Origin of the sequence: Paraburkholderia sp. 31.1 (genome assembly GCF_014397645.1) — a bacterium.
GTDB lineage: Bacteria > Pseudomonadota > Gammaproteobacteria > Burkholderiales > Burkholderiaceae > Paraburkholderia > Paraburkholderia tuberum.
Genome location: NZ_VZQN01000026.1, coordinates 73,492 through 97,858, shown reverse-complemented (window position 1 = coordinate 97,858; position 24,367 = coordinate 73,492). Strand labels below are relative to the sequence as shown.

Annotated in this window: 25 protein-coding genes; 20 read left to right on the top strand and 5 right to left on the bottom strand. The window is 65.2% G+C overall.

Features of this window, described 5'->3' with window-relative positions; genetic code table 11:
• Nucleotides 1-103 precede the first annotated feature (103 nt).
• Nucleotides 104-664 (top strand): O-acetyl-ADP-ribose deacetylase, encoded by a 561-nt coding sequence (locus tag F6X37_RS21030; protein WP_187612631.1) that lies wholly within the window; start codon nt 104-106, stop codon nt 662-664.
• On the opposite strand, the gene trmL is transcribed toward F6X37_RS21030, so the two are convergent.
• Both trmL and F6X37_RS21020 read right to left on the bottom strand, forming a co-directional pair.
• A complete protein-coding gene (gene trmL, locus F6X37_RS21025; RefSeq protein WP_090802877.1) occupies nt 637-1,107 on the bottom strand; it encodes a tRNA (uridine(34)/cytosine(34)/5-carboxymethylaminomethyluridine(34)-2'-O)-methyltransferase TrmL in 471 nt (156 codons plus the stop codon). The genes F6X37_RS21030 and trmL overlap by 28 nt on opposite strands.
• A gap of 18 nt (nt 1,108-1,125) precedes the next feature.
• Entirely contained in the window at nt 1,126-1,872 is a 747-nt protein-coding gene (locus F6X37_RS21020; protein WP_410451385.1) for a phosphoribosyltransferase family protein, read from the bottom strand.
• A gap of 121 nt (nt 1,873-1,993) precedes the next feature.
• Here F6X37_RS21020 and F6X37_RS21015 point away from each other — a divergent pair, with 121 nt between their 5' ends.
• The 8 genes from F6X37_RS21015 (at nt 1,994) to F6X37_RS20985 (ending at nt 9,376) form a co-directional block, all read left to right on the top strand.
• On the top strand, nt 1,994-2,959 hold the full coding sequence (locus F6X37_RS21015) for a methyltransferase domain-containing protein (RefSeq protein ID WP_090802880.1): 966 nt from the start codon (nt 1,994-1,996) through the stop codon (nt 2,957-2,959).
• A 396-nt stretch (nt 2,960-3,355) separates the two neighbouring features.
• Entirely contained in the window at nt 3,356-3,832 is a 477-nt protein-coding gene (locus tag F6X37_RS21010) for a DUF2244 domain-containing protein (protein ID WP_184026596.1), read from the top strand.
• 63 nt (nt 3,833-3,895) lie between these two features.
• Nucleotides 3,896-5,548 (top strand): cytochrome c oxidase subunit II, encoded by a 1,653-nt coding sequence (coxB, locus tag F6X37_RS21005; protein WP_187612629.1) that lies wholly within the window; start codon nt 3,896-3,898, stop codon nt 5,546-5,548.
• A 44-nt stretch (nt 5,549-5,592) separates the two neighbouring features.
• A complete protein-coding gene (gene ctaD / locus F6X37_RS21000; protein WP_187612628.1) occupies nt 5,593-7,206 on the top strand; it encodes a cytochrome c oxidase subunit I in 1,614 nt (537 codons plus the stop codon).
• 109 nt (nt 7,207-7,315) lie between these two features.
• Entirely contained in the window at nt 7,316-7,450 is a 135-nt protein-coding gene (locus F6X37_RS36415; RefSeq protein ID WP_090802886.1) for a cytochrome oxidase small assembly protein, read from the top strand.
• A 42-nt stretch (nt 7,451-7,492) separates the two neighbouring features.
• Complete coding sequence (locus F6X37_RS20995) at nt 7,493-8,131, top strand: cytochrome c oxidase assembly protein (RefSeq protein ID WP_187612627.1); 639 nt, start codon at nt 7,493-7,495, stop codon at nt 8,129-8,131.
• 50 nt (nt 8,132-8,181) lie between these two features.
• The gene (locus F6X37_RS20990; protein WP_018419310.1) at nt 8,182-8,391 is read left to right on the top strand and encodes a DUF2970 domain-containing protein; all 210 of its coding nucleotides are present in this window, start codon (nt 8,182-8,184) and stop codon (nt 8,389-8,391) included.
• Between the two features lie 127 nt (nt 8,392-8,518).
• Nucleotides 8,519-9,376, top strand: coding sequence for a cytochrome c oxidase subunit 3 (locus tag F6X37_RS20985; protein WP_090802891.1), 858 nt, complete (start codon nt 8,519-8,521; stop codon nt 9,374-9,376).
• Between the two features lie 160 nt (nt 9,377-9,536).
• On the opposite strand, the gene F6X37_RS20980 is transcribed toward F6X37_RS20985, so the two are convergent.
• Complete coding sequence (locus F6X37_RS20980; protein ID WP_008921867.1) at nt 9,537-9,746, bottom strand: twin transmembrane helix small protein; 210 nt, start codon at nt 9,744-9,746, stop codon at nt 9,537-9,539.
• A 111-nt stretch (nt 9,747-9,857) separates the two neighbouring features.
• Here F6X37_RS20980 and F6X37_RS20975 point away from each other — a divergent pair, with 111 nt between their 5' ends.
• From F6X37_RS20975 to F6X37_RS20955, 5 genes are read left to right on the top strand one after another with little or no spacing between them, the layout of a single operon-like run.
• Nucleotides 9,858-10,574: an SURF1 family protein gene (locus F6X37_RS20975; RefSeq protein WP_187612626.1), complete on the top strand. Its 717-nt coding sequence runs from the start codon at nt 9,858-9,860 to the stop codon at nt 10,572-10,574.
• A 51-nt stretch (nt 10,575-10,625) separates the two neighbouring features.
• Nucleotides 10,626-11,300, top strand: a complete 675-nt coding sequence (locus tag F6X37_RS20970) for an SCO family protein (protein ID WP_187612625.1) — start codon at nt 10,626-10,628, stop codon at nt 11,298-11,300.
• A gap of 22 nt (nt 11,301-11,322) precedes the next feature.
• The gene (locus F6X37_RS20965; protein WP_184066993.1) at nt 11,323-12,432 is read left to right on the top strand and encodes a COX15/CtaA family protein; all 1,110 of its coding nucleotides are present in this window, start codon (nt 11,323-11,325) and stop codon (nt 12,430-12,432) included.
• 5 nt (nt 12,433-12,437) lie between these two features.
• Entirely contained in the window at nt 12,438-13,343 is a 906-nt protein-coding gene (gene cyoE, locus F6X37_RS20960; RefSeq protein WP_187612624.1) for a heme o synthase, read from the top strand.
• Nucleotides 13,344-13,347: 4 nt separating this feature from the next.
• On the top strand, nt 13,348-13,977 hold the full coding sequence (locus F6X37_RS20955; RefSeq protein WP_187612623.1) for an SCO family protein: 630 nt from the start codon (nt 13,348-13,350) through the stop codon (nt 13,975-13,977).
• Between the two features lie 75 nt (nt 13,978-14,052).
• Here F6X37_RS20955 and F6X37_RS20950 read toward each other — a convergent pair whose 3' ends face one another.
• Complete coding sequence (locus F6X37_RS20950) at nt 14,053-14,343, bottom strand: YciI family protein (protein ID WP_018419317.1); 291 nt, start codon at nt 14,341-14,343, stop codon at nt 14,053-14,055.
• 270 nt (nt 14,344-14,613) lie between these two features.
• Here F6X37_RS20950 and F6X37_RS20945 point away from each other — a divergent pair, with 270 nt between their 5' ends.
• The gene (locus tag F6X37_RS20945) at nt 14,614-15,426 is read left to right on the top strand and encodes a MetQ/NlpA family ABC transporter substrate-binding protein (protein ID WP_187612622.1); all 813 of its coding nucleotides are present in this window, start codon (nt 14,614-14,616) and stop codon (nt 15,424-15,426) included.
• 77 nt (nt 15,427-15,503) lie between these two features.
• Here F6X37_RS20945 and F6X37_RS20940 read toward each other — a convergent pair whose 3' ends face one another.
• Entirely contained in the window at nt 15,504-16,430 is a 927-nt protein-coding gene (locus F6X37_RS20940; protein WP_187612621.1) for a bifunctional helix-turn-helix transcriptional regulator/GNAT family N-acetyltransferase, read from the bottom strand.
• 365 nt (nt 16,431-16,795) lie between these two features.
• Between F6X37_RS20940 and F6X37_RS20935 the strand changes: the two genes are divergently transcribed.
• The 5 genes from F6X37_RS20935 to nagE all read left to right on the top strand — a co-directional run bounded on the left by F6X37_RS20935 (nt 16,796) and on the right by nagE (nt 24,261).
• Nucleotides 16,796-17,530, top strand: coding sequence for a GntR family transcriptional regulator (locus F6X37_RS20935; protein ID WP_187612620.1), 735 nt, complete (start codon nt 16,796-16,798; stop codon nt 17,528-17,530).
• 74 nt (nt 17,531-17,604) lie between these two features.
• Nucleotides 17,605-18,708 carry an N-acetylglucosamine-6-phosphate deacetylase gene (nagA, locus tag F6X37_RS20930; RefSeq protein ID WP_090802908.1) on the top strand — a complete coding sequence of 368 codons (1,104 nt, stop codon included), beginning with the start codon at nt 17,605-17,607 and terminating at the stop codon, nt 18,706-18,708.
• Nucleotides 18,692-19,708 carry an SIS domain-containing protein gene (locus tag F6X37_RS20925; RefSeq protein ID WP_187612619.1) on the top strand — a complete coding sequence of 339 codons (1,017 nt, stop codon included), beginning with the start codon at nt 18,692-18,694 and terminating at the stop codon, nt 19,706-19,708. Before nagA ends, F6X37_RS20925 begins: the two co-directional genes overlap by 17 nt.
• 11 nt (nt 19,709-19,719) lie before the next feature.
• Nucleotides 19,720-22,314, top strand: a complete 2,595-nt coding sequence (gene ptsP, locus F6X37_RS20920) for a phosphoenolpyruvate--protein phosphotransferase (RefSeq protein ID WP_187612642.1) — start codon at nt 19,720-19,722, stop codon at nt 22,312-22,314.
• Between the two features lie 132 nt (nt 22,315-22,446).
• Nucleotides 22,447-24,261 carry an N-acetylglucosamine-specific PTS transporter subunit IIBC gene (gene nagE / locus F6X37_RS20915; protein WP_187612618.1) on the top strand — a complete coding sequence of 605 codons (1,815 nt, stop codon included), beginning with the start codon at nt 22,447-22,449 and terminating at the stop codon, nt 24,259-24,261.
• Nucleotides 24,262-24,367: the final 106 nt, after the last annotated feature.

Sequence of the window (24,367 nt, the reverse complement as noted above, 5' to 3'; positions counted from 1 at the left end):
CTATCAGCCGTTTAGCGGAAATTCGCGTTGAACGGCTGCCTCGCCTGGTTGTCCACTTCGGGTTGTCCACTTCGTGAGCGAGACTCGGATCAGCGAGGTTCCCATGCCCGCCTTCAATCTCATTCTTGGCACGTGCACGCTCGAAGCGCGCGTGGTCGATATCACGACGCTCGCCGTCGATGCGATCGTCAACGCCGCGAATACTTCGCTGCTCGGTGGCGGCGGTGTGGATGGCGCGATTCATCGCGCGGCCGGCAGGGAGTTGCTGCGCGAATGCGAAACGCTCGGCGGCTGCGTGACCGGCGACGCCAAAATCACCGCCGGCTATCGTCTGCCCGCGAAGCATGTTATTCACGCGGTCGGTCCAGTGTGGCGTGGCGGCGCGCATGGCGAAGCCGACCTGCTCGCATCGTGCTATCAGCGCTCACTCGAAGTCGCGCGCGAAACTCAGTGCACGAGCATCGCGTTTCCAGCGATCAGCTGCGGTATCTACCGTTTCCCCGCCGACGATGCGGTCAGCATCGCGGTCGCGACCGTACTCGACACATTGCCGCGCACACCACACATGAAGCACGTGACGTTCGCGTGCTTCGACGACGCGATGTTCGCACGCTACGAGGCCGAGCTCGAACGCCGTCAGGCGCCGCCTTCGAAGCCGGCCTGACGCCACGCTTCGAACACCACGATCGCCACCGTATTCGACAGATTCAGACTGCGATTGCCGGGACGCATCGGCAGACGCACGCGCTGTTCGTTCGCAAAGCGCTCGAGCACCGTGCCGGGCAGGCCGCGCGTTTCGGCGCCGAACACGAACCAGTCGCCCGGTTGAAACGCATGGTCGTGAAAGCGCCCCGAGCCGCGCGTCGTGAATGCGAACATGCGCGACGCGTCGGGCGTTTCTTTCGCGATGAACGCGTCCCAATCGGCATGCACGTTCATTTCCGCGTACTCGTGATAGTCGAGGCCGGCGCGCCGCATCTTGGTGTCGTCGAGAGGGAAGCCGAGCGGCTCGATCAGGTGCAGCCGGGCGCCGGTGTTCGCGCACAGGCGAATCACGTTGCCGGTGTTGGGCGGAATTTCGGGTTCTACGAGAACGACGTTGAACATAAGATGACCACGTAAAAGCTAGTTTTTCGGAGTGCGCAGCGCGACGAAGTTCGTAACCCGCCGCGCGCCGGCGGCCTTCAGCGTATGCGCGAGCGCTTCGAGCGTCGCGCCGCTCGTCATGACATCGTCGACGATGCCGACGTGCAGGCCGCGCACTGGGCGCGCGACGCGAAACGCGCGGCCGACGTTCTGCCGGCGCGCATCGAGATCGAGGCGCGATTGCGGCGCGGTGTCGAGCGTTCGTTCGAGCAGCGTGGGGTCGCCGCGCACGCCGAGCGCCCGGGCGAGCGGCCGCGCGATCTGCCAGGCCTGGTTGTAGCCGCGCTCGACCAGACGGCGACCGGCGAGCGGCACTGGCGCGATCACGTCGGGCCGCTCGGCCGCGTCGTGCCAATCGGCTTCAGCCAGCCGCGCGAGGCGTTGCGCGAAGTCTCGCGCGAGCATCAGCCGGGCGCGGAACTTCAGGCCGACCGCGAGCGTATCGAGCGGCGCGCGATAGTCGGCGAGCGCGAAGCTCGCGTCGAACGGCGGCGGCTCGGCCACGCAATCCGCGCAGCGATACCGCGCCTGAGCGACCCAGCGTGACGCCGGCAACGGCACCGCGCAAACGGTGCAGCGCAGCCGGCTCTCGTTCCAGTAGGCCGCGTCGCAACCGTCGCACAACGTCTTATGCGACAAATTGCCGCACAACGCGCACAGGTTCGGCAGCGCGGCGTTCAAGGCCCGCGGCCATGCCGAATGCAGACCGCGCGCAAAACGCGCCACCTGATTTCGACACGACGAAGAAAATGACTGGAATCGCACGAGTGAGCGCCGGTGAAAGCCGTTCTCGCTGAATGGAGGGGAACGACCGAGTATACTTCGAGCTCACGCCAGCACGACACACATGTCCCCAACATCCGCTCAATCTGGCCGTCCGGCCTACGATTCACGGCGCCTCAGGCGTATTTTCGACCGTCGCGCTGCCACCTTCGACGAGGTTGCGTTCCTGCCGCGAGAGATTGCGCAGCGCATGCGCGAGCGTCTCGATTACATCAAGGTGGCGCCCTCGAGCGTGCTCGACGCCGGTTGCGGCGCGGGCGAAGACCTCCCCGCATTGCGCGAACGCTTTCCCGAGGCGCCGGTGTTCGGCGCTGATCTGTCGCACGGCATGCTCCGCCGCGCGCTGCGTCACGATGCCGGCGACACAAGTTGGCGGCGCTTTCTTCCCGCCTCGCTCGGCAAGGCGCTCGGCGCGCGTGGCCCGCGCTTCGCGCAAACCGATTTCTCCGCGCTGCCGTTCACGTCCGGCGCATTCGAATTCATCTGGTCCAACCTCGCGCTGCACTGGCACTCGCGGCCCGATCTGGTCTTTCCCGAATGGCAGCGCGTGCTGAAGGTCAACGGCCTGCTAATGTTCAGCACGCTCGGCCCCGATACGCTGAAGGAGTTGCGAGGTGCCTACGCCGAGATCGAGGCCGCGCACGGCGTCGCGTCTCGCAAGCATGTGATCGACTTCGTCGACATGCACGACCTCGGCGACATGCTCGTCGAGGCCGGCTTCGAGATTCCGGTGATGGACCAGGAGACGCTGACGATCACCTATAAGTCGCCCGAGTCGCTGCTCGCGGACGTGCGTCGCTGGGGCGCGTACCCGTTCGAGCGCGATGCGCATGACGGCGTGCTCACGCGTCGGTTGCACAAAGCCCTGCTCGCCGCGCTCGAAGCGCGCCGGCGCGCCGACGGCACGATCGCGCTGACCTTCGAGGTGATCTACGGCCACGCATGGAAAGCCGTGCCGCGCACCACGGCGGAAGGACATGGCATCGTGCGGCTCGAGGACATCGGACGAGGTCCGGGCAAGCGTGGATAGCAGATTGCGGTGCTGTCATCAACTGCTTGCCGACGGTGCGGTTGACGTGTTGCAAAAGCGGTAAAGAGGACATCCGTTATGCCTGGGATTTGCCCTTCAAAAGAGCCGCAAAATGCTGGGCAAAATGGCGCGAAGGCTTGTCGCGCCTGGCTTGTGGGCCGATTGGGGCTTGCTTGTCGATGCTATGGATCACGCCTATAATGCGTCAGTTTGTCACCCGAAGTTCCCACATTTGGGGTGGCAAGCCGCGAGGCGCGGGGCTGCAAAATGAAGTGATGCGGTAGGGGTTGGCGCGCTCGCGAGTGATGCTGGAAACAGTGACTCGAACGGCGGCCGCGAGATGCATCCGGAAGTAAAAGAAGGCAGGCCGGACTCGACGATTCGCAGGAGGCAGCGATGGGCGCATCAGATCATCTGCTGGCGGATTCAGAACCGGTCCTCAGGGACTGGACCATGAAGCGCAACTGTTCGATATCGCCGCGGCAGTTCGTCTGTCTGTACGTGTCGCTTGCTTTGTTTTCGTTGGCAATTGCATTCATGCTGGTTCTGGTCGGCGCCTGGCTGGTGTTGCCGTTCACCGGAATCGAATTGCTGGCCGTAGGTATCGCGTTTGCAATATATGCGCGTCATGCTGTCGATTACGAGCGCATCCGGTTGTTTCCGAACCGGCTCGTGATCGAGCAGGTCAGCGCCGAGCAGATTACGCAATTCGAATTCAATCCGCGCTGGGTGCGGATAGAGCCGGGCGCAACGCCGCGCGATCAGATCAAGCTGGTCTCGCGCGGGCAGACGATCATGATCGGGCAACACCTCGCGCAGAATCGGCGCGCGCAGTTCGCAGGCGAACTACGTATGTGGCTGGCACGTTGTTAGATGGTGCCGGACGCGCGGCGTTCAAGGGGGCGCGACACGCTGCCAGCGGGGTCGAGGGTTTGAATGGAAAATTTCGGTAAGGAAGCTATGAAAACAATCAAGCGAGCGCTCATGAGCGTGCTGGCGACGAGCGGACTGCTTTTCGCCGGTGCCGCCCTGGCAGTGGGCGATGCTCCGGGCGGCCCTGCCGTCAACGCGATCAATCTCCAGCCGCCTGCAACGAGAATCGCTGAGGAGCTATTCAGCCTCCACATGTTCATGCTGGGACTGTGCACCGTGATCTTCATCGGTGTGTTCGGCGTGATGTTCTATTCGATCTTCGCGCACCGCAAATCGAAAGGCCACAACGCAGCCAATTTCCACGAAAGCACCACCGTCGAAATCATCTGGACAATCGTGCCGTTCGTCATCGTCGTGCTGATGGCGCTGCCCGCCACCAAGGCCGTCGTCGCGATGAAGGACACCTCGAACGCCGACCTCACGATCAAGGTCACCGGCTACCAGTGGAAGTGGGGCTACGACTACGTGAAGGGTCCGGGCGAGGGCATCGGCTTCCTTTCCACGCTCGCCACGCCGCGCGCGCAAACCGAGGGCCGCGAGCCGATCTCCACGCTGTATCTGCAGGAAGTCGACAACCCGCTCGTGGTGCCGGTCGACAAGAAAATCCGCATCATCACCACCGCGAACGACGTGGTCCACTCCTGGTACGTGCCGGCCTTCGGCGTGAAGCAGGACGCGATCCCCGGCTTCGTGCGCGACACGTGGTTCAAGGCCAACCGCACCGGTACGTTCCGCGGCTTCTGTACCGAACTGTGCGGCAAGGAACACGCGTTCATGCCGGTCGTCGTCGAGGTGCTGTCGGCTGACGACTATGCGAAGTGGGTCGACGAGGAGAAGAAGAAAATGGCCGCCGGCCAGGACGATCCGAACAAGACCTACACGATGGCCGAGCTGATGGAACGCGGCGGCAAGGTCTACGCGGCGAACTGCGCGGTCTGCCACCAGCCGACCGGCAAGGGCGCGGGCGCATTCCCGGCGCTCGACGGCAGCAAGATCGCCAACGGTCCGATCGGGCAGCACGTGAGCCTCGTGTTGAAGGGCAAGAACGCGATGCCTTCGTGGGCGCCGACGCTGGACGACGTCGAAATCGCCGCGGTGATCACGTACGAACGTAACTCGTGGGGCAACCACACGGGCGACATCCTGCAGCCGAAGCAGGTCGCCGACGCGCGCAACGGCAAGCTGCCGGAAGGCGGCGATCATCTGGCCAACGCCGGTGCTGCCGCGAGCGGCGCCGTTGCGGCATCGGGCGCGCAAGCAGCGTCGGGCGCAGAAGCGGCGTCCGCACCGGCCGCATCGGGCAACGAGGCTGGCGCGGCTGCTTCGAACAACGCAGAGGCCGCGCTGCCGGCGAGCATCTACTTCGAGACCGGCAAGAGCACGCTGCCGGCCGACGCGAAAGCGGCGGTCGACGCGGCCGCGGCCTACGCGAAGGCGCATCCGGACGCGAAATTCACGCTGTCGGGCTTCACCGACGCAACCGGCTCCGCCGACGTCAACGCGAAGCTCGCGAAGAGTCGTGCCGAAGCCGTTCGCGACGCGCTGAAAGCCGCCGGCATTGCCGACGATCATATTATTTTGAAGAAGCCGGAAACGATCACCGGCGGCACCGACGCGAAGGAAGCCCGGCGCGTTCAGATCAGCCCGGCAGCCTGACGTGTTCATGGTCAGCACCGCAGAATTCGCTTTAGGAGATTGTCATGTCTAGCATCGGACACGATGTAGTCGCGGGCCACGAGCACGTGCACGGCGACCATGCCCACGGAACGCCGCACGGCTGGCGTCGTTGGCTGTTCGCAACCAACCACAAGGACATCGGTACGCTGTATCTGATCTTCTCGTTCACCATGTTCCTGTCCGGGGGCGTGATGGCGCTGATGATCCGTGCCGAGCTGTTCGAGCCGGGTCTGCAGATCATGCGTCCCGAGTTCTTCAACCAGTTGACCACCATGCACGGGCTGATCATGGTGTTCGGCGCGATCATGCCGGCGTTCGTCGGCTTCGCGAACTGGATGGTGCCGCTGCAGATCGGCGCATCGGACATGGCTTTCGCGCGGATGAACAACTTCAGCTTCTGGCTGCTGCCGGTCGCCGCTGTGCTGCTGGTCGGCTCGTTCTTCGCACCGGGCGGCGCGACCGCCGCGGGCTGGACGCTGTACACGCCGCTCTCCACGCAGATGGGTCCAGGCATGGACTTCGCGATTTTCGCGCTCCACCTGATGGGTGCGTCGTCGATCATGGGCGGTATCAACATCGTCGTGACGATCCTGAACTTGCGCGCACCCGGCCTCACGCTGATGAAGATGCCGATGTTCGTCTGGACCTGGCTGATCACCGCGTACCTGCTGATCGCCGTGATGCCAGTTCTGGCGGGCGCGATCACGATGGTGCTGTTCGACCGTCACTTCGGCACGTCGTTCTTCAATGCGGCAGGCGGCGGCGACCCGGTCATGTACCAGCACATCTTCTGGTTCTTCGGGCACCCCGAGGTGTACATCATGATCTTGCCGGCGTTCGGGATCGTCTCGCAGGTGATCCCGGCGTTCTCGCGCAAGCCGCTGTTCGGCTATAGCTCGATGGTGTACGCAACGGCATCGATCGCGATCCTGTCGTTCATGGTGTGGGCGCACCACATGTTCGCGACCGGCATGCCGGTCACGGGCCAGCTGTTCTTCATGTACGCGACGATGCTGATCGCGGTGCCGACCGGCGTGAAGGTGTTCAACTGGGTCGCGACGATGTGGCGCGGTTCGCTGTCGTTCGAAACGCCGATGCTGTTCGCGGTCGGCTTCCTGATCGTGTTCACGTTCGGTGGCCTGTCGGGTCTGATGCTCGCCATGGCGCCGCTCGACATCCAGTATCACGGCACTTATTTCGTGGTCGCGCACTTCCACTACGTGCTGGTGGCGGGGTCGCTGTTCGCGCTGTTCGCCGGCTGGTACTACTGGTCGCCGAAGTGGACCGGCTGGATGTACAACGAAACGCGCGGCAAGATCCACTTCTGGGCGTCGATGTTCTTCTTCAACCTCGCGTTCCTGCCGATGCACTTCGTCGGTCTCGCGGGCATGCCGCGTCGTTACGCCGATTACCCGGCGCAGTTCACCGACTGGAACCAGGTGATCTCGATCGGTGCGTTCGGTTTTGGTCTGTCACAGGTGTACTTCCTGTTCGCGGTGGCCCTGCCGGCCTACCGTGGCGGTGGCGAGCTCGTAGAAGCGGGCGACAAGCCGTGGGACGGCGCAACGGGCCTCGAGTGGACCGTACCGAGCCCGGCTCCGTTCCACACGTTCGAGCATCCGCCGACCGTCGAGTAAGCCTATCCCGGCGAGGTGCCGGGTTCCGGCGGCGCGACATGCCGCCACCGGACTTGGGCGCTTCGCGCGGCGGCCTCGCCAGTCAAGAACCGTACTCAGAAAGTCGAGCATGACGCGCAATCCACAGGAAAGACGTACGCCGGAGCAGATTCGCGCGAGCAACAGGCGGATAGGGTTGGTGATGTTCGCGATCGCCGCGGTGTTTTTCGCGAGCGCGATTCTGAAGCAGTGCTGGTTCAGCTAACGCCGCCTTCGCAGTCCGTATGCAGGTTTGTTGAGGATTCAGATGTCGACGCAACCGCCGGCCGAGGCCGACCGCTCTTTCAACCGTTCGATGCTGATCAAGCTGTTCGTCGTCGCGTTGATGATGTTCGGTTTCGGTTTCGCGCTGGTGCCGATGTATCGCGCGATCTGCCAGATCACCGGCGTGAACAACCTCGTGCAGCGCGACGTTTCAGCGCGCGAGGCGAAGAATACGCAGGTCGACATGAGCCGCACGATTTCGATCGAATTCGATGCGAACGCGCGGGGCCTGTTGGGTTTCAAGCCGGAGCAGCGCAGTCTCGACGTGCATCCGGGCGAAGTAACGACGGTCATGTACGACGTCAGCAACGAGCAGTCGCGCACGATCCGTGCGCAGGCCATTCCGAGCTACGCGCCGAAGCAGGCGACCGAGTACTTCAGGAAGATCGAGTGTTTCTGCTTCACGCAGCAGACGTTGAACGCGAACGAGACGAAGCGGATGCCGGTGGTGTTCGTCGTCGACCCGAAGTTGCCGAAGGACGTGAAGACGATCACGCTGTCGTACACGTTTTTCGAGTTGAACACGCCGGCGGCAGCTAGCGCGGATGATGCGGCGCCGAAGGCGAATGCAGTGAACGATGCAGTGACCAGCGCGGCAGCCACTCCCGCGAAGCCGGCCTGAAGCAGATTTGACGGCGCGAGCCGCGGACGAACGAAGGAAGACGAAGCGACATGAACGATAACGGCGGCAGTCCGCGCAAGAGCAGTTTCGGTCAATCGATGCGCGCGGTGTTCTGGTCGTTTTTCGGCGTGCGCAAGCGCCGCGATCTCGAGGCGGACGCGACGCAACTGAACCCGCTGCATGTGATCGTGGCGGCGCTGATCGGCGCGGCGGTTCTGATCGGGGTGCTGATTCTGGTCGTGCGCCTCGTGGTCGGTTGAGGCAGTAGCAGGGCACAGCACAGCAGAGAAGAGCCCACGAATTAGAGAGAAGCGGTGCGGTATCGACGCGCCGCCGAAGATACAGCCGGAGATTCCGGAACAACTGGACTGAAGTGGAGAATCAAGAATGAGCGGTCAAAACGAGAGCCCGTACTATTTCGTACCGCATCCGTCGCGGCATCCGATCAGCGCCGCTACGGGGTTGCTGGTCATGCTCGGATCGCTTGCGGCCTGGATCAACGACCATACCTGGGCGCCGCTTGGCGTGCTCATCGGCCTGCTGTGGCTGCTCTTTACGCTGTGGCATTGGTTCGGCGACGCGATCGCCGAGTCGGAAGGCGGCATGTACGGCAAGAACGTCGACCGGTCGTACCGCTGGAGCATGAGCTGGTTCATATTCTCCGAAGTGATGTTCTTCGGCGCATTCTTCGGCGCGCTGTTCTATGCCCGTGAAATCGCGCTGCATCAACTCGGCAGCCTCGACTACAAACTGATCTGGCCCGATTTCACGGCGGTGTGGCCGAACAACGGCCCGGCCGAACTCGTGGGTACCTACAAGTCGATGCAGCCGTGGCCGGTGCCGACCATCAACACGGCGCTGCTGCTGTCGTCGGGTGCGACGCTGACGGTGTCGCACCACGCGCTGCGCGACAACCATCGCAAGAAGGCGATTGCGTGGCTCGCGGCGACAATCGTGCTGGGCATGAGCTTCCTGTTCCTGCAGGGCTTCGAATACTTCCACGCGTACAACGAGCTGAACCTGACGCTGGCTTCGGGCATCTACGGTTCGACGTTCTTCCTGCTGACCGGCTTCCACGGCTTTCACGTGTTCCTCGGCGGCACGATGCTCTCCGTTGTGCTGGTGCGCCTGATTCGCGGCCACTTCACGCCGGAACATCACTTCGCGTTCGAAGGCGCGGCCTGGTACTGGCACTTCGTCGACGTTGTGTGGCTCGGGCTGTACGTCGTCGTGTACTGGCTGTAATGCGGCCAGATCCGTGCGCGCAACGCCGTTCAGGCGGCGCGCACGAGCAGTATGCAAGGCTGAATGCAGCGCCGCCCTTGACCTCTCAGGGCGGCGTTTTGTTTGGCGGCGAGGAAAATTTGCCGCTGACGGGGATGCGGCGGCGACCTATCCGCGAGCGTCAGCGCCCGTACGGAATCCCGGTCGACTGAATCCAGCCCATCCAGTGTGCGAACAGGATGAACAGGAACAGCGAGATCGACAGGCCCACCCGCGTGGCGAGTGACCAGACCATCCGCTTGGTCTTGCCTTTGTCGTGCATCATGAAATACAGCGCCGACACCATGCTGGCGATGATGAGAGCAAAGGCGATGGGAACGATAATGTGCATGGAACCAACTGAAACCGGAAAGCGCAGTGGCAAGACATTCATTATCGCACCGCGAGCGGGCGTCTGCCGCAGGTTCCCGGCGGCCCTGAGGGCGATGCCGGAGCGCCCGCAATGAAGTTTCGCCTGATTCCCGCGCTGCTGATCCTGCTGGTCGTCGTCGTGACGATGCGGCTCGGTTTCTGGCAGCGCGATCGCGCGCATCAGAAGGAAGCGCTCGAGGCGCGCATCACGCAGTTCGAGAACGCGCCCGCGTTGCCGGTCAGCGCGGCGCCGCTCGCGCTGAAGGACGTCGAGTTTCATCGCGTGAAAGCGCGCGGCAGTTTCGTCACGGACAAGGTCGTGTACCTCGATAATCGTCCGTATAACGATCAGCCGGGCTTTTACGTCGTGATGCCATTTAAACTCGCCGACGGCGGTTACGTGCTCGTCAATCGCGGCTGGCTGCCGCGCAACCTGAGCAATCGCGAGACCATCGCGCCGTACACGACGCCGCCGGGCGAGGTCGAGATCGAAGGGATTGCGCGTGCCGACGCGTCGCGCGCGTTCGAGCTCGGCGAGGGTGGATCGGCCGCGCATCGCCTGATCCGGCAGAATCTCGATGTCGGCTCGTACGCCGCGGAGACCGGGCTGCCGCTGCAATCGTTCGTGATCCAGCAGACCGGCGATGCCGGCGACGGCCTGGTGCGCGACTGGCCCGCACCGACCACCGGCGTCGAGCGCAACTACGGCTACATGCTGCAGTGGTGGGGCATGGCCGCCGCCGCGCTCGCCTTCGGTCTGTATGCGGCGCGCCGCGCGGGCAAAAAAGAGCACGCGCCGGGCGCGTGAGGAACGCAAGGCACGGCTCGCCGCCGTCCAAACATTGAAAGAGGTTCTGTAGTGTCGACTCAAACTCCCCGTTCGCCGGAAGCTGGCAAATCCAGCGGCAAACCCGCCGCGGCCAAAGCGATGCCCGGCCAACCGAACGGCCCGGGCTCGTGGCGGCGCGGCCGCTGGGTGCTGCTGCTGCTCGCGGTGATCTGCGCGGCGCCGATCGCGATCTCGTACTTCATGTACTTCGTCGTGAAGCCGACCGGCGGCAGCACGAACTACGGCGCGCTGATCGAGCCGCAACGGCCGATCCCGGACTCGCTCATGGTCACCGGCGCGGACGGCAAGCCGCTGAAGCTCGCCTCGCTGCATGGCCGCTGGCTCATGATCTCGGTGGACAACAGCGCGTGCGACCAAGCCTGCGTGACGAAGCTCTACTTCATGCGACAAATCCGCGCAGCTCAGGGGCCGGAACGCGAGCGCGTCATGGAAGTATGGCTGCGCATCGATGCAGACAAGGTCGCGGACGTGATACAAACCGCCTACCCCAACACCGACATGCTGATCGCCGATCCGGCGCAGGTCGCCGCGTGGCTGCCCGCCGACACCGGCACGCGGATCACCGACCACATCTATCTGGTCGATCCGAACGGCAATCTGATGATGCGTTTTCCGAAAGACGCGAACCCGAGCAAGATCAAAGGCGACCTGACCAAGCTGCTCAAATGGTCGACCATCGGCTGACGCCGCAACCTGGGTAAATGAGATGTTCGTATTGCAACTGGGCCTGATCGGCTTGTGTATCGCGTTGCTGCCGTTGTCCTATGTGTGGGTCAAGGCCGACGACAACAAATTCCGCAAGCTGGTCTGGCTCACCACCTTCCTGACGCTCGATCTCGTGATGTTCGGCGGCTTCACGCGCCTCACCGATTCGGGCCTCGGCTGCCCGGATTGGCCCGGCTGCTACGGCACGTCGTCGCCGTTCATCGCGCACGCGGCGATCTCCGCGGCCTATCAGGCGATGCCGAGCGGCCCCGTCAGCATGACGAAGGCGTGGATCGAAATGATCCATCGCTACTTCGCGATGGCGATCGGCGTGCTGATCATCGCGCAGACGATCATTGCCTGGACGGCGCGTATCAAGCGTCGTCCGCTGCATGTGTCGCCGTGGTGGCCGACTTCGCTGCTGCTGCTGATCGTCGTGCAGGGCGTGTTCGGCGCGTGGACCGTGACCATGAGGCTGCAGCCGATCATCGTGACCACGCATCTGCTGCTCGGCCTGGCGCTGCTCGGCACGCTCGGCTGGCTCGCGGCGCGCTTGACGCCGCTGCCGGCCTACGAACCCGAGGCCGCGCGCTGGCGCGTGGCCGCGCTCGCGGGTCTCGCGCTGCTGGTACTGCAAATCGCGCTCGGTGGCTGGGTCAGCACGAACTACGCGGTGCTCGCGTGCACCGACTTCCCGACCTGCAACGGCCAATGGATTCCGCCGATGGACTTCGCGCACGGCTTCCACCTGTGGCGCGCGCTCGGCATGACCGGCGACGGCGACGTGATCACGCAGGATGCGCTGGTCGCGATTCACTGGACGCATCGCACGTTCGCGTTCGCTGTGATCGCCTATCTGGTGTGGTTCGCGTTGAAGATGCGCCGCTTCGAGTCACTGCGGCGACCCGCCAACGGCGTGCTGCTGGTGGTGCTGATCCAGTTCGTCACCGGCTTGTCGAACATCGTGCTGCAATGGCCGTTACCGATTGCGGTCGCCCATAACGGCGGGGCCGCGATCCTGCTGCTGCTGCTCGTTATGTTAAACTTTCGGGTCGCTTATAGCCGTCCCGGCCGCGCCGCGCTCCCTGCGCGCGAAGCCGCGCCAGCGTGACTCACATGGACAGCACAACACTCTCCCAAACGCCCGGCAGCCGGGCCTCCCAATATCTCGCACTGACCAAGCCGCGTGTTACGCAGCTTGCGGTGTTCTGCGCGGTCATCGGCATGTTCCTGTCGACGCCGGGCATGGTGCCATTGACCGTACTGATCGGCGGCACCGTCGGCATCTGGCTGCTGGCCGGCGCCGCGTTCGCGATCAACTGCCTCGTCGAGCAGCAGATCGACGCCAAAATGCGCCGCACGTCGTGGCGTCCGTCCGCGCGCGGCGAAATCACCACCCCGCAGATCCTGCTGTTCTCGGCCGTGCTCGGCGGTCTCGGCATGTGGACGCTGTACACGTTCGCCAATGCGCTGACCATGTGGCTCACGCTCGCCACGTTCGTCGGTTATGCGGTCATCTATACGCTGCTGCTGAAGCCAGCCACGCCGCAGAACATCGTGATCGGCGGCGCGTCGGGCGCGATGCCGCCCGCGCTCGGCTGGGCCGCGGTAACGGGCCACGTGCCCGCCGACGCGTGGATCCTCGTGCTGATCATCTTCGTGTGGACCCCGCCGCATTTCTGGGCGCTCGCGCTGTATCGCCGCAAGGACTACGAAAACGCCGGCCTGCCGATGCTGCCGAACACGCACGGCGAAAAGTACACGCGCCTGCATATCCTTCTCTACACGATCATCCTGTTCGCGGTCACGCTGATGCCGTTCATCTCCGGCATGAGCGGCGTCGTGTATCTCGCGTCGGCGGTGCTGCTCGGCGCCGTGTTTCTCGCTTATGCGTGGAAGATCTACCGGGAGTATTCGGACGAGCTCGCGCGCAAAACCTTCCGTTATTCGATCGTCTATCTGTCGCTGCTGTTCGCCGCGCTGCTGATCGACCACTACGCCCGCGTCGTGATAGGCGCGTAACACCATGCTCAACAATCGCTTTGCGCGCATCGCGCGCGCCGCTGTGATGGCTTGCACGCTCGGCGCGATGCTGGGCGGCACACTGCTGATGACGGGTTGCGGCAAGCAGCCGCCGGCTTTTACGAATCTCGACATCACCGGCAATACGCAATTCGCCGGCGATTTCTCGTTGCCCGACACGTCCGGCAAGATCCGCACGCTTGCCGACTACAAAGGCAAGGTCGTCGTGCTGTTCTTCGGCTATACGCATTGCCCGGACGTCTGCCCGACGACGATGGCCGAGCTGTCACAGGCGTTGCAGCAACTCGGTCCGGAGGACGCGAAGCGCGTGCAGGTGCTGTTCGTCACCGTCGACCTTGAGCGCGATACGCCGCAGTTGCTCGCGCAATACGTGCCGGCGTTCAATCCGAGCTTCGTGGGCTTGCGTCCCGCCAGCGAAGAACAGCTCGCGAAGGTCGCGAAAGACTTCCGCGTGTACTACGCGAAGGTCCCGGGCAAGACGCCCGACAGCTACACGATGGACCACACGGCCGCGAGCTATGTGTTCGACACGGACGGCAAGCTGCGTCTGTTCGCGCGCGATGGCCAAGGCGCGACACCATGGGTGCATGACCTCAAGCTGCTGCTTGATTGACGCGCATCGCAGGCGGCTTTTTAAAGCGGCGCCGCTCACGCCTCCCCGCATCCCTCCCCTCTTCGCAACTCGCGCTTAGACCGGAATCGGCAAATTCAGCCCCGGCGCGAGACGCGTCGTCTTGAACTCCGTCACCTCGTAGCGCGCGAGTTGTTGCAGGGCGAACGGATCGCTCGCGAGAATGCGATCCAGCCTGTCGCGCTCGATACGAACCGCGAGGATGATGCCGCCGTCGCGCGGCACTTTCGGCCCGGCCGCGACGAAGATGCCCGCGTCGAACTGCTCCGCGAGAAACGCGCGATGCGCGTCGAGCGCGTCGTCGATACGATCGAGCGGGGCGGTGTAGATCAGGTTGATCACGTACATGGTCGTTCTCAGGGGCGGGTGAGTGGGCCGTGCGCGGCTACGGCTCTGGATTATCGGTCAGCCGCGGGTTTTGCGTTGCGCTGGCCATTGCGCTTGCGCTCCGCATAACCATATGCGGTAAGGGTATTTCCCAACTTGCCGCCCATATGAAAGAATTTTGGGCTTGGCCGACGGCGCGCCAGCACGAACCGGAGCGCCGCCCATTTCATCCGACTCCGACATCGATCGGAGCCATCGACTCAAACGTCGAACCGCAACAGCGAGAATCACATGCAGCGCAGAAATATCCTCAAAGCCCTCACCGCAGTCGTCGCCGGGGCGGCGATCCTGACCAGCTTCGGCGCGCACGCCGACGACAAGGTCATCAAGGTCGGCACGATCGGCGGCCCGGACGCGCAGATCTGGGAAGTCGTCACCAGGGTCGCGAAGCGCGAAGGCCTGAACGTGAAGGTCGTCGAGTTCAACGACTACATCCAGCCGAACGCCGCGCTCGACGCGGGCGACCTCGACGCCAACAGCTTCCAGCACCAGCCGTACCTCGATAGCCAGATCAAGCAGCGCGGCTACAAGCTCGTCAACGCGGGCCTCACGTACATCTCGCCGCTCGGCGCGTACTCGAAGAAGCTGAAGTCGTTGAAGGACCTGCCGCAGGGCGCGAAGGTCGCGGTGCCGAACGATCCGTCGAACGAAAATCGCGCACTGCTGTTGCTGCAGGCGCAAGGGCTGATCAAGCTGAAGGACGGCGCGGCCACGGGCGGCAACAACGCGACGCCGCTCGATGTCGTCGACAATCCGAAGAAGATCAGGTTCGTCGAGCTCGACGCCGCGCAACTGCCGCGTTCGCTCGCCGACGTCGACGCCGCCGTCATCAATACGAACTTCGCGCTGGCCGCCGGCCTGCAGCCGACCAAGGACGCGATCGCGCTCGAAGACATCCACAGCCCGAACGCGAACCTGATCGCCGTGCGCGCGAAGGACAAGGATCAGCCATGGGTGAAGAAGCTGGTCGCGGCGTATCAGTCGGAAGACGTGCGCCAGTTCATCAAGACGCAGTTCAAGGGTTCGATCGTGCCGTCGTTCTAGGCGACGCGTTCAGCGCGATCGCAAGCGCAGCCGCATGGCATCAGGAAAGGCACGCGCCGTACAGGCGCGTGCTTTTTTTATAGTTCCAGCTCCCATCTTTCGATCGTCAGATCCTGGCCGAAGCGGCGCTGCAGCGCGCTGCCGGCCAACTCGAACCCAGCGCGCTCGCAAAGCCGCCGTGGCTCCGCCAATGCGCTCGCGGTGGTCAGCGTGAGCTTCGGGTAGCCCGCGCGCCGCGCGAAGCGCACGCATTCGCTGAGCAATTGCGTGCCGATGCCGAGCTTCCGCACGTCCGGTTCGACCCACAGCAGGCGCACGCCCGCGACCGTCGTCGAGACCCCGACGAGGCAAACCGAGCCGACCACCAGACCCTCCTGTTCGGCGATCCAGCACTTCTCGCGCAGCGGATCGTTGCGCTGCGCGTACTCGGCGACGACGCGCGCGAGCAAGCCCTCGAACGTGTGATCCCAGCCGTACTGCGCGGCGAACCACTGCGCCTGACGATGCACGAGCCAGCCACATTCGCCGGCGCGCGGCTGACGCAGCACCACGAGCTCGTGCTTCGGCTTGTCGCCGAGCAGGCGCTCGATCAGCTTCATCGCGGCGATCAACTGCTCCTGCGATAGCGCGCTGAGTCTGTCGAGCAGGCCGAGTGCTTCGTGAATGGCGGCGGCGTCGAGCGGCGCGTAGATCGCGTGGCCGTGCTCGGTGAGCGCGATCAGCGACTGGCGTGCGTCGGTGTCGGACGGACGGCGGGTGATCAGCTCGCGTCGCTCGAAACTGGTCAGCAGGCGGCTCAGATAGCCGCTATCGAGCCCGAGCGCGCGCCCGAGCACCGACGCGGTCTGCGCGCGGGCGCGCGATAGCTCGTGCAGCACGCGCACTTCCGTCAGCGAGAACTCGCTTCGAGCCAGATGCTCGTGCAGGGCACCGATGCATTGGGTATAGAAGCGATTGAAATGGCGGACGGCCTGAGCGCGCCGCAGCGCCTCGGAATCTGTCAAGGGCGGCTCCCCGGGACTTTTTATGGTCGGTACAGCGCACTATATCGGCACGACCCTTATTTACAAAGCCACTCCACCGCGGCGAGACACCAACTGGTATTAAATAGGTATTGATTATTTGGGCTGTTGATACCACCAGGAGCCGATAACGACTCGCTGGTATCGTTAAATGCTTGCGATGCGGGAAAGTCCTGGTCTGCGAATCCCTCCGACGGAGCCCTTGAATCCCGCTGTGATCCCCACTCAGCAAGGCTTTCCGGCGATCCGGACCGGCGTGGAACCAGTCCGTTGACTGGTATTATGTTGGTTATATAATGGGCTCTCAATTTTCCGGGCTGTACTGCTCACGGCGTCCCTGGAGCCCCATGGAAACTCGCTGGTCCGCATTGATGCCTGACGTGCGCAACGTCACGCCGCTCTACCTGCAGCTCGCGCGCAACCTGGCGACGGCGATCCATTGCGGCGTCTGGTCGGCCGGCGAGGCGCTGCCTTCCGAGCGTACGCTGTCCGACGCGATCGGCGTGTCGCGCGTCACCGCGCGCAAGGCGATCGAACTGCTGGTCGAGCAGGGGCTGATCCGGCGCTCGCGCGGCGCGGGCAGCTTCATCACGCCGCGCGTCGAAGATCCGCTGTCGCGTCTCACCGGCTTCACGAAGAAGATGCAGCAGCGCGGTTTCCGGCCCGATTCGGTCTGGCTCGAACGCGACGTGCGCCCCGCCAATCGCGACGAGCTGCTGCGCCTCGGCTTGTCACCCGGCGCGGCCGTCACGAGCCTGCGGCGGCTGCGGCGCGCGGACGGCATCGTGATGGCGGTCGAACATTCGGCGCTGCCGGTCGCGATCGTGCCTGATCCGCTCGTGATCGGCGACTCGCTGTACAGCTATCTCGAGCAGCGCGGCGCGGCGGTCGTGCGCGCGTTGCAGCACTTCCGCGCGGTCAACGCGTCGAGCGAAATCGCCGCGCTGATGGACATCGAACCGCGCACCGCGTTGCTGGTCATCACCCGGATCGGCTACTGCGCGGATCAACGCGCGATCGAGCTGACCGACACCTATTGCCGCGACGACTACTACGACTTCGTCGCTGAATTGCGCACCTGAGCTGCGCGGCCCTCGCAGGCCGCAAGTCCGGCGGACGCCATTTGCCGCATACGTATCACGCACCAGAGAGACTCATGCTGACCGGAAACATACTCACCACCGAAGGGTGGATCCACGGCACGCTCGAATACGAAAACGGCCGCATCACGACGCTGTCCGGCGAGCGCGTCGATCCGACGACGAACGACGCACCGTACATCCTGCCCGGCTTCATCGATCTGCACGTGCATGGCGGTGGCGGCGCCGACGTGATGGAAGCTGGCGACGCGATCGAAACGATCACCCGCACGCATGCGCGCTACGGCACCACGAGCCTGCTCGCAACGACCATGACCGCGCCGCGCGACGAGCTGATGAACGTCGTCGCCGGGCTCGGCAACGTCACGCGGGTGCGCACGCCGGGTTGCGCGCGCGTGCTCGGCGTGCATCTGGAAGGACCGTACATCAACCCCGGCAAGCTCGGCGCGCAGCCCGACGCGGCGGTATCGGCGGTGTTGGACGAGGTGCTCAGGTATCTGTCGATCGCGCCGATCCGCGTCGTCACGCTGGCGCCCGAGATCGCCGGCCACATGGAGATCATCTCCGAGATGGCGGCGCGCGGCGTACGCGTGCAGCTCGGCCATTCGCTCGGCACCTACGACGACGCGGTCGCCGCGCTCAAGCACGGCGCGTGCGGCTTCACGCATCTGTTCAACGCGATGTCGCCGCTGCATCACCGCAACCCTGGCCTCGTCGGCGCTGCGCTTGCGCACGCCGAATACGCCGAAATCATTCCCGACCTGCTGCACGTGCATCCGGGGGCGATCCGCACCGCGCTGCGCGCGATTCCGCGCCTGTATGTGGTGACGGACAGCACGTCGGCTACCGGCATGCCCGACGGCGAATATCGCCTCGGCAGCCAGCACGTAACCAAGTGCCTCGGCGGCGTACGTCTGGCCGACGGCACGCTCGCGGGCAGCACGCTGACGATGGATCAGGCGCTGCGCAATCTCGTCTCGATCGGCCTGCCGATCGCCGATGTATCCCACCGTTTGTCACGCTACGCCGCCGACTATCTCGGCATCGAGGACCGCGGCCGCATCGCGCGCGGTGCGTGGGCCGACGTGGTCGTATTCGACCGCGAGCTGGCGCTGAGCGCGACCTACGTCGAAGGAGAAGCCATTGTCGAATATGCTTAAGGAAGCGCTCGCGTCCGCCGCAACAGTAGCCGAGCAGCTCAAGGACACCTCGCGCGTCGCGGCGCTCGCCGCGAAGCTCGCGCAACAGCCGCGCCATGTCGCGCTGACCGTCGCGCGCGGCAGCTCGGACCATGCCGCCAGCTACTTTGCATCCCTGACGATGAGCCGCCTCGGCGTGCCGGTCGCGTCGCTGCCGATGTCGGTCGCGACGCTGCAGCAGGCGCCGCTGCAGGTGCGCGACCAGCTTGCGCTCGCGTTTTCGCAATCGGGCAAGAGCCCCGACCTCGTCGGCACGATGAACGCGTTGCGCGCGGCCGGCGCATTGACGGTCGCCGCCGTGAACGCACCGAGCTCGCCGCTCGCCGACGCGTGCGAATGGCATCTGCCGCTCGTAGCCGGTCCCGAGCTGAGCGTCGCGGCGACCAAGAGCTACATCGCCATGCTGTCGATCTCCGCGCAGCTGGTTGCGCATTGGCAGAACGACGCCGAGTTGCTCGATGGACTGAATACGCTGCCCGACGCGCTGGAACGCGCGGGCCGGCTCGACTGGTCGATGGCCGTGAACGAGTTGCGCGGTATCGAACGGATGATCGTGATTGGCCGTGGTCTTGGCCTCGCGATCGCGCAGGAAGCCGCGCTGAAGCTGAAGGAAACTTCCGGCATCCAGGCCGAAGCGTTTTCGAGCGCGGAAGTGCGTCATGGTCCGATGGAGCTGATCGACCGCGACTATCCGCTGCTCGTGTTCGCGCCGCGTGGCCCGGAGCAGGCGGGTCTGCTGCAGCTCGCGCACGACATGAGCGCGCGCGGCGCGCGCGTGCTGCTCGCGGCGCCCGATGACGTCACGCAAGCCTCGCTGCCGCTCGTCGCCACCGCACACGCAGCGCTCGATCCGATCGCCGCCATCCTGTCCTTTTACGTGATGGCCGCGGATCTTGCCGCCGCGCGCGGGCGCAATCCCGACGCGCCTCGCCATCTCAACAAAGTCACCGAAACTCACTGATGAGAATGACGATGCGACGTGTCGAGAAGTCCAACCTGATGAGCCATTCCGAGAATCACATTGTTTTGCTTGCACCGCTGACCGGCCCGGTCGTGCCGCTCGCGAAGGTGCCGGACCCGGTGTTTTCGGGCGGCATGTTCGGCGACGGCATCGGCGTCGATCCGCTCGAGGGTCGGCTCGTCGCGCCATGCGACGGCGTCGTCACGCATCTCGCGCGCACCGGCCACGCGGTAACGCTCGAGAGCGCCGAGGGCGCGCAGATTCTGCTGCATATCGGTATCGACACGGTCGGACTGAACGGCAAGGGTTTTGCGCCGATGGTCGAGCAGGGCGCGCAGGTGCGCGCCGGTGACGTGCTGATCGAGTTCGATCTGGACCAGATCGCGCTGAATGCGCCGAGCCTCGTCTCGGTGATCGCGATTGCGAATTCGGATGCGTTCGAGGTCATCGAGCGGGCGCCGAACGGGCATGTCAAGGCCGGCGAAACGACGCTGCTGGTACTGCGCGCGCGCGAGGGCGTCAGCCACGACGCGGTGCGCGAGGCGAGCGCCGCGCACGTGATGGACGAAGCGCGCCGGCAGATCACGCTGACGCACGCGGGCGGCCTGCATGCGCGGCCCGCGGCGCGGGCGCGCGAAGCGGCGCGCGGCTTCGACGCACGGGTCGAGGTGCGCTACGACGGGCGCAAGGCGTCGATCGAAAGCGTGGTGGGTCTGCTTGGACTCGGTGCCGGCGAAGGCGCAAGCGTCGAGTTGCTCGGCGTCGGTCCGCACGCGCAGGCGGCGGTCGATGCAATCGCTGACGAACTGACGCGCGAAGCGCACGGCGAGGTCGAACCGAAGCGCGAACAGAAAGCGGCGCGGCCAGCGGCAGTCGTTGCGGCGCCCGCCGCGGGCGAGCCGCTCGCGCCGAACACGCTCGCGGGCGTGTGCGCCGCGCCGGGCATCGCGCTCGGCAAGCTGGTGCGCTGGGACGACGCGGATCTCGAGCCGCCGGAGCAGGCGAGCGGCACGTCGGCGGCGGAAAGCCGTCTGCTCGACAAGGCGATCGCGACCGTCGACGCCGATCTCGACACGATCGTGCGCGATGCGTCGCAACGCGGCTCGGTCGGCGAGGCGGGGATTTTCGCGGTGCATCGCGTGCTGCTCGAAGATCCGACACTGCTCGACGCCGCGCGCGATCTGATCAGCCTCGGCAAGAGCGCCGGTTTTGCGTGGCGCGAAGCGATCCGCGCGCAAGTAGGCATCCTGAGCAATGTGGAGGACGCACTGCTCGCCGAGCGGGCCGCCGATCTGCGCGACATCGAAAAGCGCGTGCAGCGCGCGCTCGGCTACACGAGCAGCGCGGCTCGCACCCTGCCGGACGAGGCGGTGCTAGCGGCCGACGAATTCACACCGTCGGATCTGTCGTCGCTCGATCGCACGCGCGTGACCGCGCTCGTGATGGCACGCGGCGGCGCGACCTCGCACGCGGCGATTCTCGCGCGTCAGGCGGGCATTCCGGCGCTGGTCGCGCTCGGCGACGCGTTGCATGCGATACCCGAGGGCACTCAGGTGGTGGTGAACGCGAGCACCGGCCGGCTCGAATTCGCGCCGACCGAACTCGACGTCGAACGCGCGCGACGCGAACGCAGCCGCCTCGCCGACGTGCGCGAAGCGAATCGCCAAACCTCGCAGCAGGCAGCGGCGACCGCCGACGGCCGCGCGATCGAAGTGGCCGCCAACATCGCCACACTCGACGACGCGAACGCCGCGGTCGACAACGGCGCGGACGCGGTCGGCCTGCTGCGCACCGAGCTGCTGTTCATCCACCGCCCGGCCGCGCCGAGCGCGGACGAGCATCGCCACAGCTATCAGGCGATCGTCGATGCGTTGCGCGGCCGCGCCGCGATCATCCGCACGCTCGACGTCGGCGCGGACAAGGAAGTCGATTATCTGACGCTGCCGCCCGAGCCGAACCCCGCACTCGGCCTGCGCGGCGTGCGCCTCGCGCAGGTGCGCCCCGATCTGCTCGACGACCAGTTGCGTGGCCTGCTCGCGGTGCGTCCGGTCGGCGCCGTGCGCATCCTGCTGCCGATGGTCACCGATGCGGGTGAACTGATCCGCATCCGCAAGCGTATCGACGAGCTTGCACGCGAAGCGGGTAGATCGGAGCCGGTCGAAGTTGGCGTGATGATCGAAGTGCCGTCGGCTGCATTGCTCGCCGATCAGCTCGCGCAGCACGCCGATTTCCTGTCGATCGGCACCAACGACCTGACCCAATACACGCTCGCGATGGACCGCTGCCAGCCCGATCTGGCGGCGCAGGCGGACGGCCTGCATCCGGCGGTGCTGCGCCTGATCGCGGCGACCGTCGAAGGTGCCGCGAAGCACGGCAAATGGGTCGGCGTGTGCGGCGCGCTCGCCGGCGACCCGCTTGCGATGCCGCTGCTGGTGGGCCTCGGTGTGACCGAGCTGTCGGTCGATCCGGTCTCCGTGCCAGGCATCAAGGCCCGCGTGCGCACGCTCGACTATCAGCTGTGTCGCCAGCGCGCCCGCGATGCGCTAGCGCTCGACTCGGCGCAGGCGGTCAGAGCCGCAAGCCGCGCCACGTGGCCCCTCGATTGAAACACTAGCGAATTTGAGAAGCCGCACGCCGTGCGCCCGGCAGCACGTCTGCCTTCACGCGCGGCGCGATTCTCCGTACAGCTGCACCACTCAACCAAGACCTACCCCTACGAGACAAAATTGGAGATACCGATGGATGGAAATCCGTTTCTGAAGATTCAGCGCCTGGGACGCGCGCTGATGCTGCCGATCGCGGTGCTACCGGTGGCCGGCCTGTTGCTGCGGCTCGGCCAGCCCGACGTGTTCAACATCAAGATGATCGCCGATGCGGGCGGCGCGATCTTCGACAACCTGCCGCTCCTGTTCGCGATCGGCGTGGCGGTCGGCTTCGCGAAAGACAACAACGGCGTCGCGGGTCTGGCTGGCGCGATCGGCTATCTGGTGCAGATCGCGGTGATGAAGGACATCAACGACAAGCTCAACATGGGCGTGCTGTCGGGGATCATCGCGGGCATCGTCGCGGGGCTGCTGTACAACCGCTACAAGGACATCAAGCTGCCCGACTACCTGGCGTTCTTCGGCGGCAAACGCTTCGTGCCGATCGTGACAGGGGTGGTCTGCGTGGTGCTAGGCATCGTATTCGGGCATGTGTGGGAGCCGGTGCAGAACGCGATCGACGTGGCCGGCCACTGGCTCACGACGGCCGGCGCGCTCGGCGCCTTCGTGTTCGGCGTGCTGAACCGGCTGCTGCTCGTCACGGGCTTGCATCACATCCTCAACTCGCTGACGTGGTTCGTGTTCGGCACCTTCACGCCGGCGGGCGGTGCGCCCGTCACGGGCGACCTGCACCGCTTCTTCGCTGGCGATCCGACCGCGGGCACCTTCATGACCGGCTTCTTCCCGGTGATGATGTTCGGCCTGCCGGCCGCGTGTCTCGCGATGTATCACGAGGCGCCGAAAGAGCGTCGCGCGATGGTGTTCGGCCTGCTGTTCTCGATGGCGCTCACGTCGTTCCTGACCGGTGTGACCGAGCCGATCGAGTTCAGCTTCATGTTCCTCGCGCCGGTGCTGTATGCGATCCACGCGCTTCTGACGGGTCTGTCGCTCGCGATCTGCTCGGCGCTCGGGATTCACCTCGGCTTCACGTTCTCGGCGGGCTTCATCGACTACGTGCTGAACTTCGGTCTGTCGACGAAGGGCTGGTGGGCGATTCCGCTCGGCATCGTGTACTCGGTCGTGTACTACGGTCTGTTCCGCTTCTTCATCCGTAAGTTCAACATGGCGACGCCGGGCCGTGAGCCCGCCGCTGCCGACGAGCAGATCGAGTCGTTCGCGGCGGGCGGTTTCGTCGCGCCAGCGGCTGGTGCGGCCGTGCCGCGTGCGCAGCGCTATATCGCGGCGCTCGGTGGCGCGGCGAATCTGTCGGTCGTGGATGCGTGCACGACGCGTCTGCGTCTGTCTGTCGTCAATACGGACAAGGTCTCCGAAAGCGAACTGAAGTCGATCGGTGCGCGCGGTGTGCTCAAGCGCGGCGCGAACAACGTGCAGGTGATCATCGGACCGGAGGCGGACATCATCGCCGATGAGATGCGTACGGCGATCGCGCAGGGTCAGGGCGACGCGGTGAAGGTGGCGGGTGCTGCTGTATCGGCGCCGGCTGCTGCCGCGGCGGCTACCGCTGCCGCGCCGGTCGCGCGAAACGCTGGGCACGCCGATGACGCGCAAGGCGGTCCGCTCGATCCCGATCCGCTGCGCTGGCTCGCCGTGCTCGGCGGCGCGGGCAACGTGGTGTCGCTCGATGCGGTCGCGGCGACGCGTCTGCGGGTAGTCGTGCGCGATCCGTCGGCGGTCGATCGTCAGCGCCTCGCGACGCTCGATACCGCGTGGGTGTCGACCGACACGTTCCATATCGTCGTCGGCGAGGCCGCGCAGCGCTATGCGCAGAAGCTGGCCGAGCGCCTGTCGTCGCAAGGCGGCGGCGCGGGCGCGGCGCCGGTGCCGGCGTGATCGGTTGATGGCTGTCGAGCGCTGTTGAGTTGCACGGCGATCGCAGCACGCCAATAAAAAAGCGGCACCTGGTCCCAAGGTGCCGCTTTCGCGTTTACGACCAGAG

Coding starts and splice junctions, on each gene's coding strand:
- F6X37_RS21030 (WP_187612631.1), top strand. CDS start 104: ATGCCCGCCTTCAATCTCATTCTTGGCACGTGCACGCTCGAAGCGCGC.
- F6X37_RS20935 (WP_187612620.1), top strand. CDS start 16,796: ATGGAAACTCGCTGGTCCGCATTGATGCCTGACGTGCGCAACGTCACG.
- F6X37_RS20990 (WP_018419310.1), top strand. CDS start 8,182: ATGAACGATAACGGCGGCAGTCCGCGCAAGAGCAGTTTCGGTCAATCG.
- ptsP (WP_187612642.1), top strand. CDS start 19,720: ATGCGACGTGTCGAGAAGTCCAACCTGATGAGCCATTCCGAGAATCAC.
- F6X37_RS20995 (WP_187612627.1), top strand. CDS start 7,493: ATGTCGACGCAACCGCCGGCCGAGGCCGACCGCTCTTTCAACCGTTCG.
- nagA (WP_090802908.1), top strand. CDS start 17,605: ATGCTGACCGGAAACATACTCACCACCGAAGGGTGGATCCACGGCACG.
- F6X37_RS20965 (WP_184066993.1), top strand. CDS start 11,323: ATGTTCGTATTGCAACTGGGCCTGATCGGCTTGTGTATCGCGTTGCTG.
- F6X37_RS20955 (WP_187612623.1), top strand. CDS start 13,348: ATGCTCAACAATCGCTTTGCGCGCATCGCGCGCGCCGCTGTGATGGCT.
- F6X37_RS20975 (WP_187612626.1), top strand. CDS start 9,858: ATGAAGTTTCGCCTGATTCCCGCGCTGCTGATCCTGCTGGTCGTCGTC.
- F6X37_RS21015 (WP_090802880.1), top strand. CDS start 1,994: ATGTCCCCAACATCCGCTCAATCTGGCCGTCCGGCCTACGATTCACGG.
- F6X37_RS20980 (WP_008921867.1), bottom strand. CDS start 9,746: ATGCACATTATCGTTCCCATCGCCTTTGCTCTCATCATCGCCAGCATG.
- nagE (WP_187612618.1), top strand. CDS start 22,447: ATGGATGGAAATCCGTTTCTGAAGATTCAGCGCCTGGGACGCGCGCTG.
- ctaD (WP_187612628.1), top strand. CDS start 5,593: ATGTCTAGCATCGGACACGATGTAGTCGCGGGCCACGAGCACGTGCAC.
- F6X37_RS36415 (WP_090802886.1), top strand. CDS start 7,316: ATGACGCGCAATCCACAGGAAAGACGTACGCCGGAGCAGATTCGCGCG.
- F6X37_RS20945 (WP_187612622.1), top strand. CDS start 14,614: ATGCAGCGCAGAAATATCCTCAAAGCCCTCACCGCAGTCGTCGCCGGG.
- cyoE (WP_187612624.1), top strand. CDS start 12,438: ATGGACAGCACAACACTCTCCCAAACGCCCGGCAGCCGGGCCTCCCAA.
- coxB (WP_187612629.1), top strand. CDS start 3,896: ATGGAAAATTTCGGTAAGGAAGCTATGAAAACAATCAAGCGAGCGCTC.
- trmL (WP_090802877.1), bottom strand. CDS start 1,107: ATGTTCAACGTCGTTCTCGTAGAACCCGAAATTCCGCCCAACACCGGC.
- F6X37_RS20985 (WP_090802891.1), top strand. CDS start 8,519: ATGAGCGGTCAAAACGAGAGCCCGTACTATTTCGTACCGCATCCGTCG.
- F6X37_RS21010 (WP_184026596.1), top strand. CDS start 3,356: ATGGGCGCATCAGATCATCTGCTGGCGGATTCAGAACCGGTCCTCAGG.
- F6X37_RS20950 (WP_018419317.1), bottom strand. CDS start 14,343: ATGTACGTGATCAACCTGATCTACACCGCCCCGCTCGATCGTATCGAC.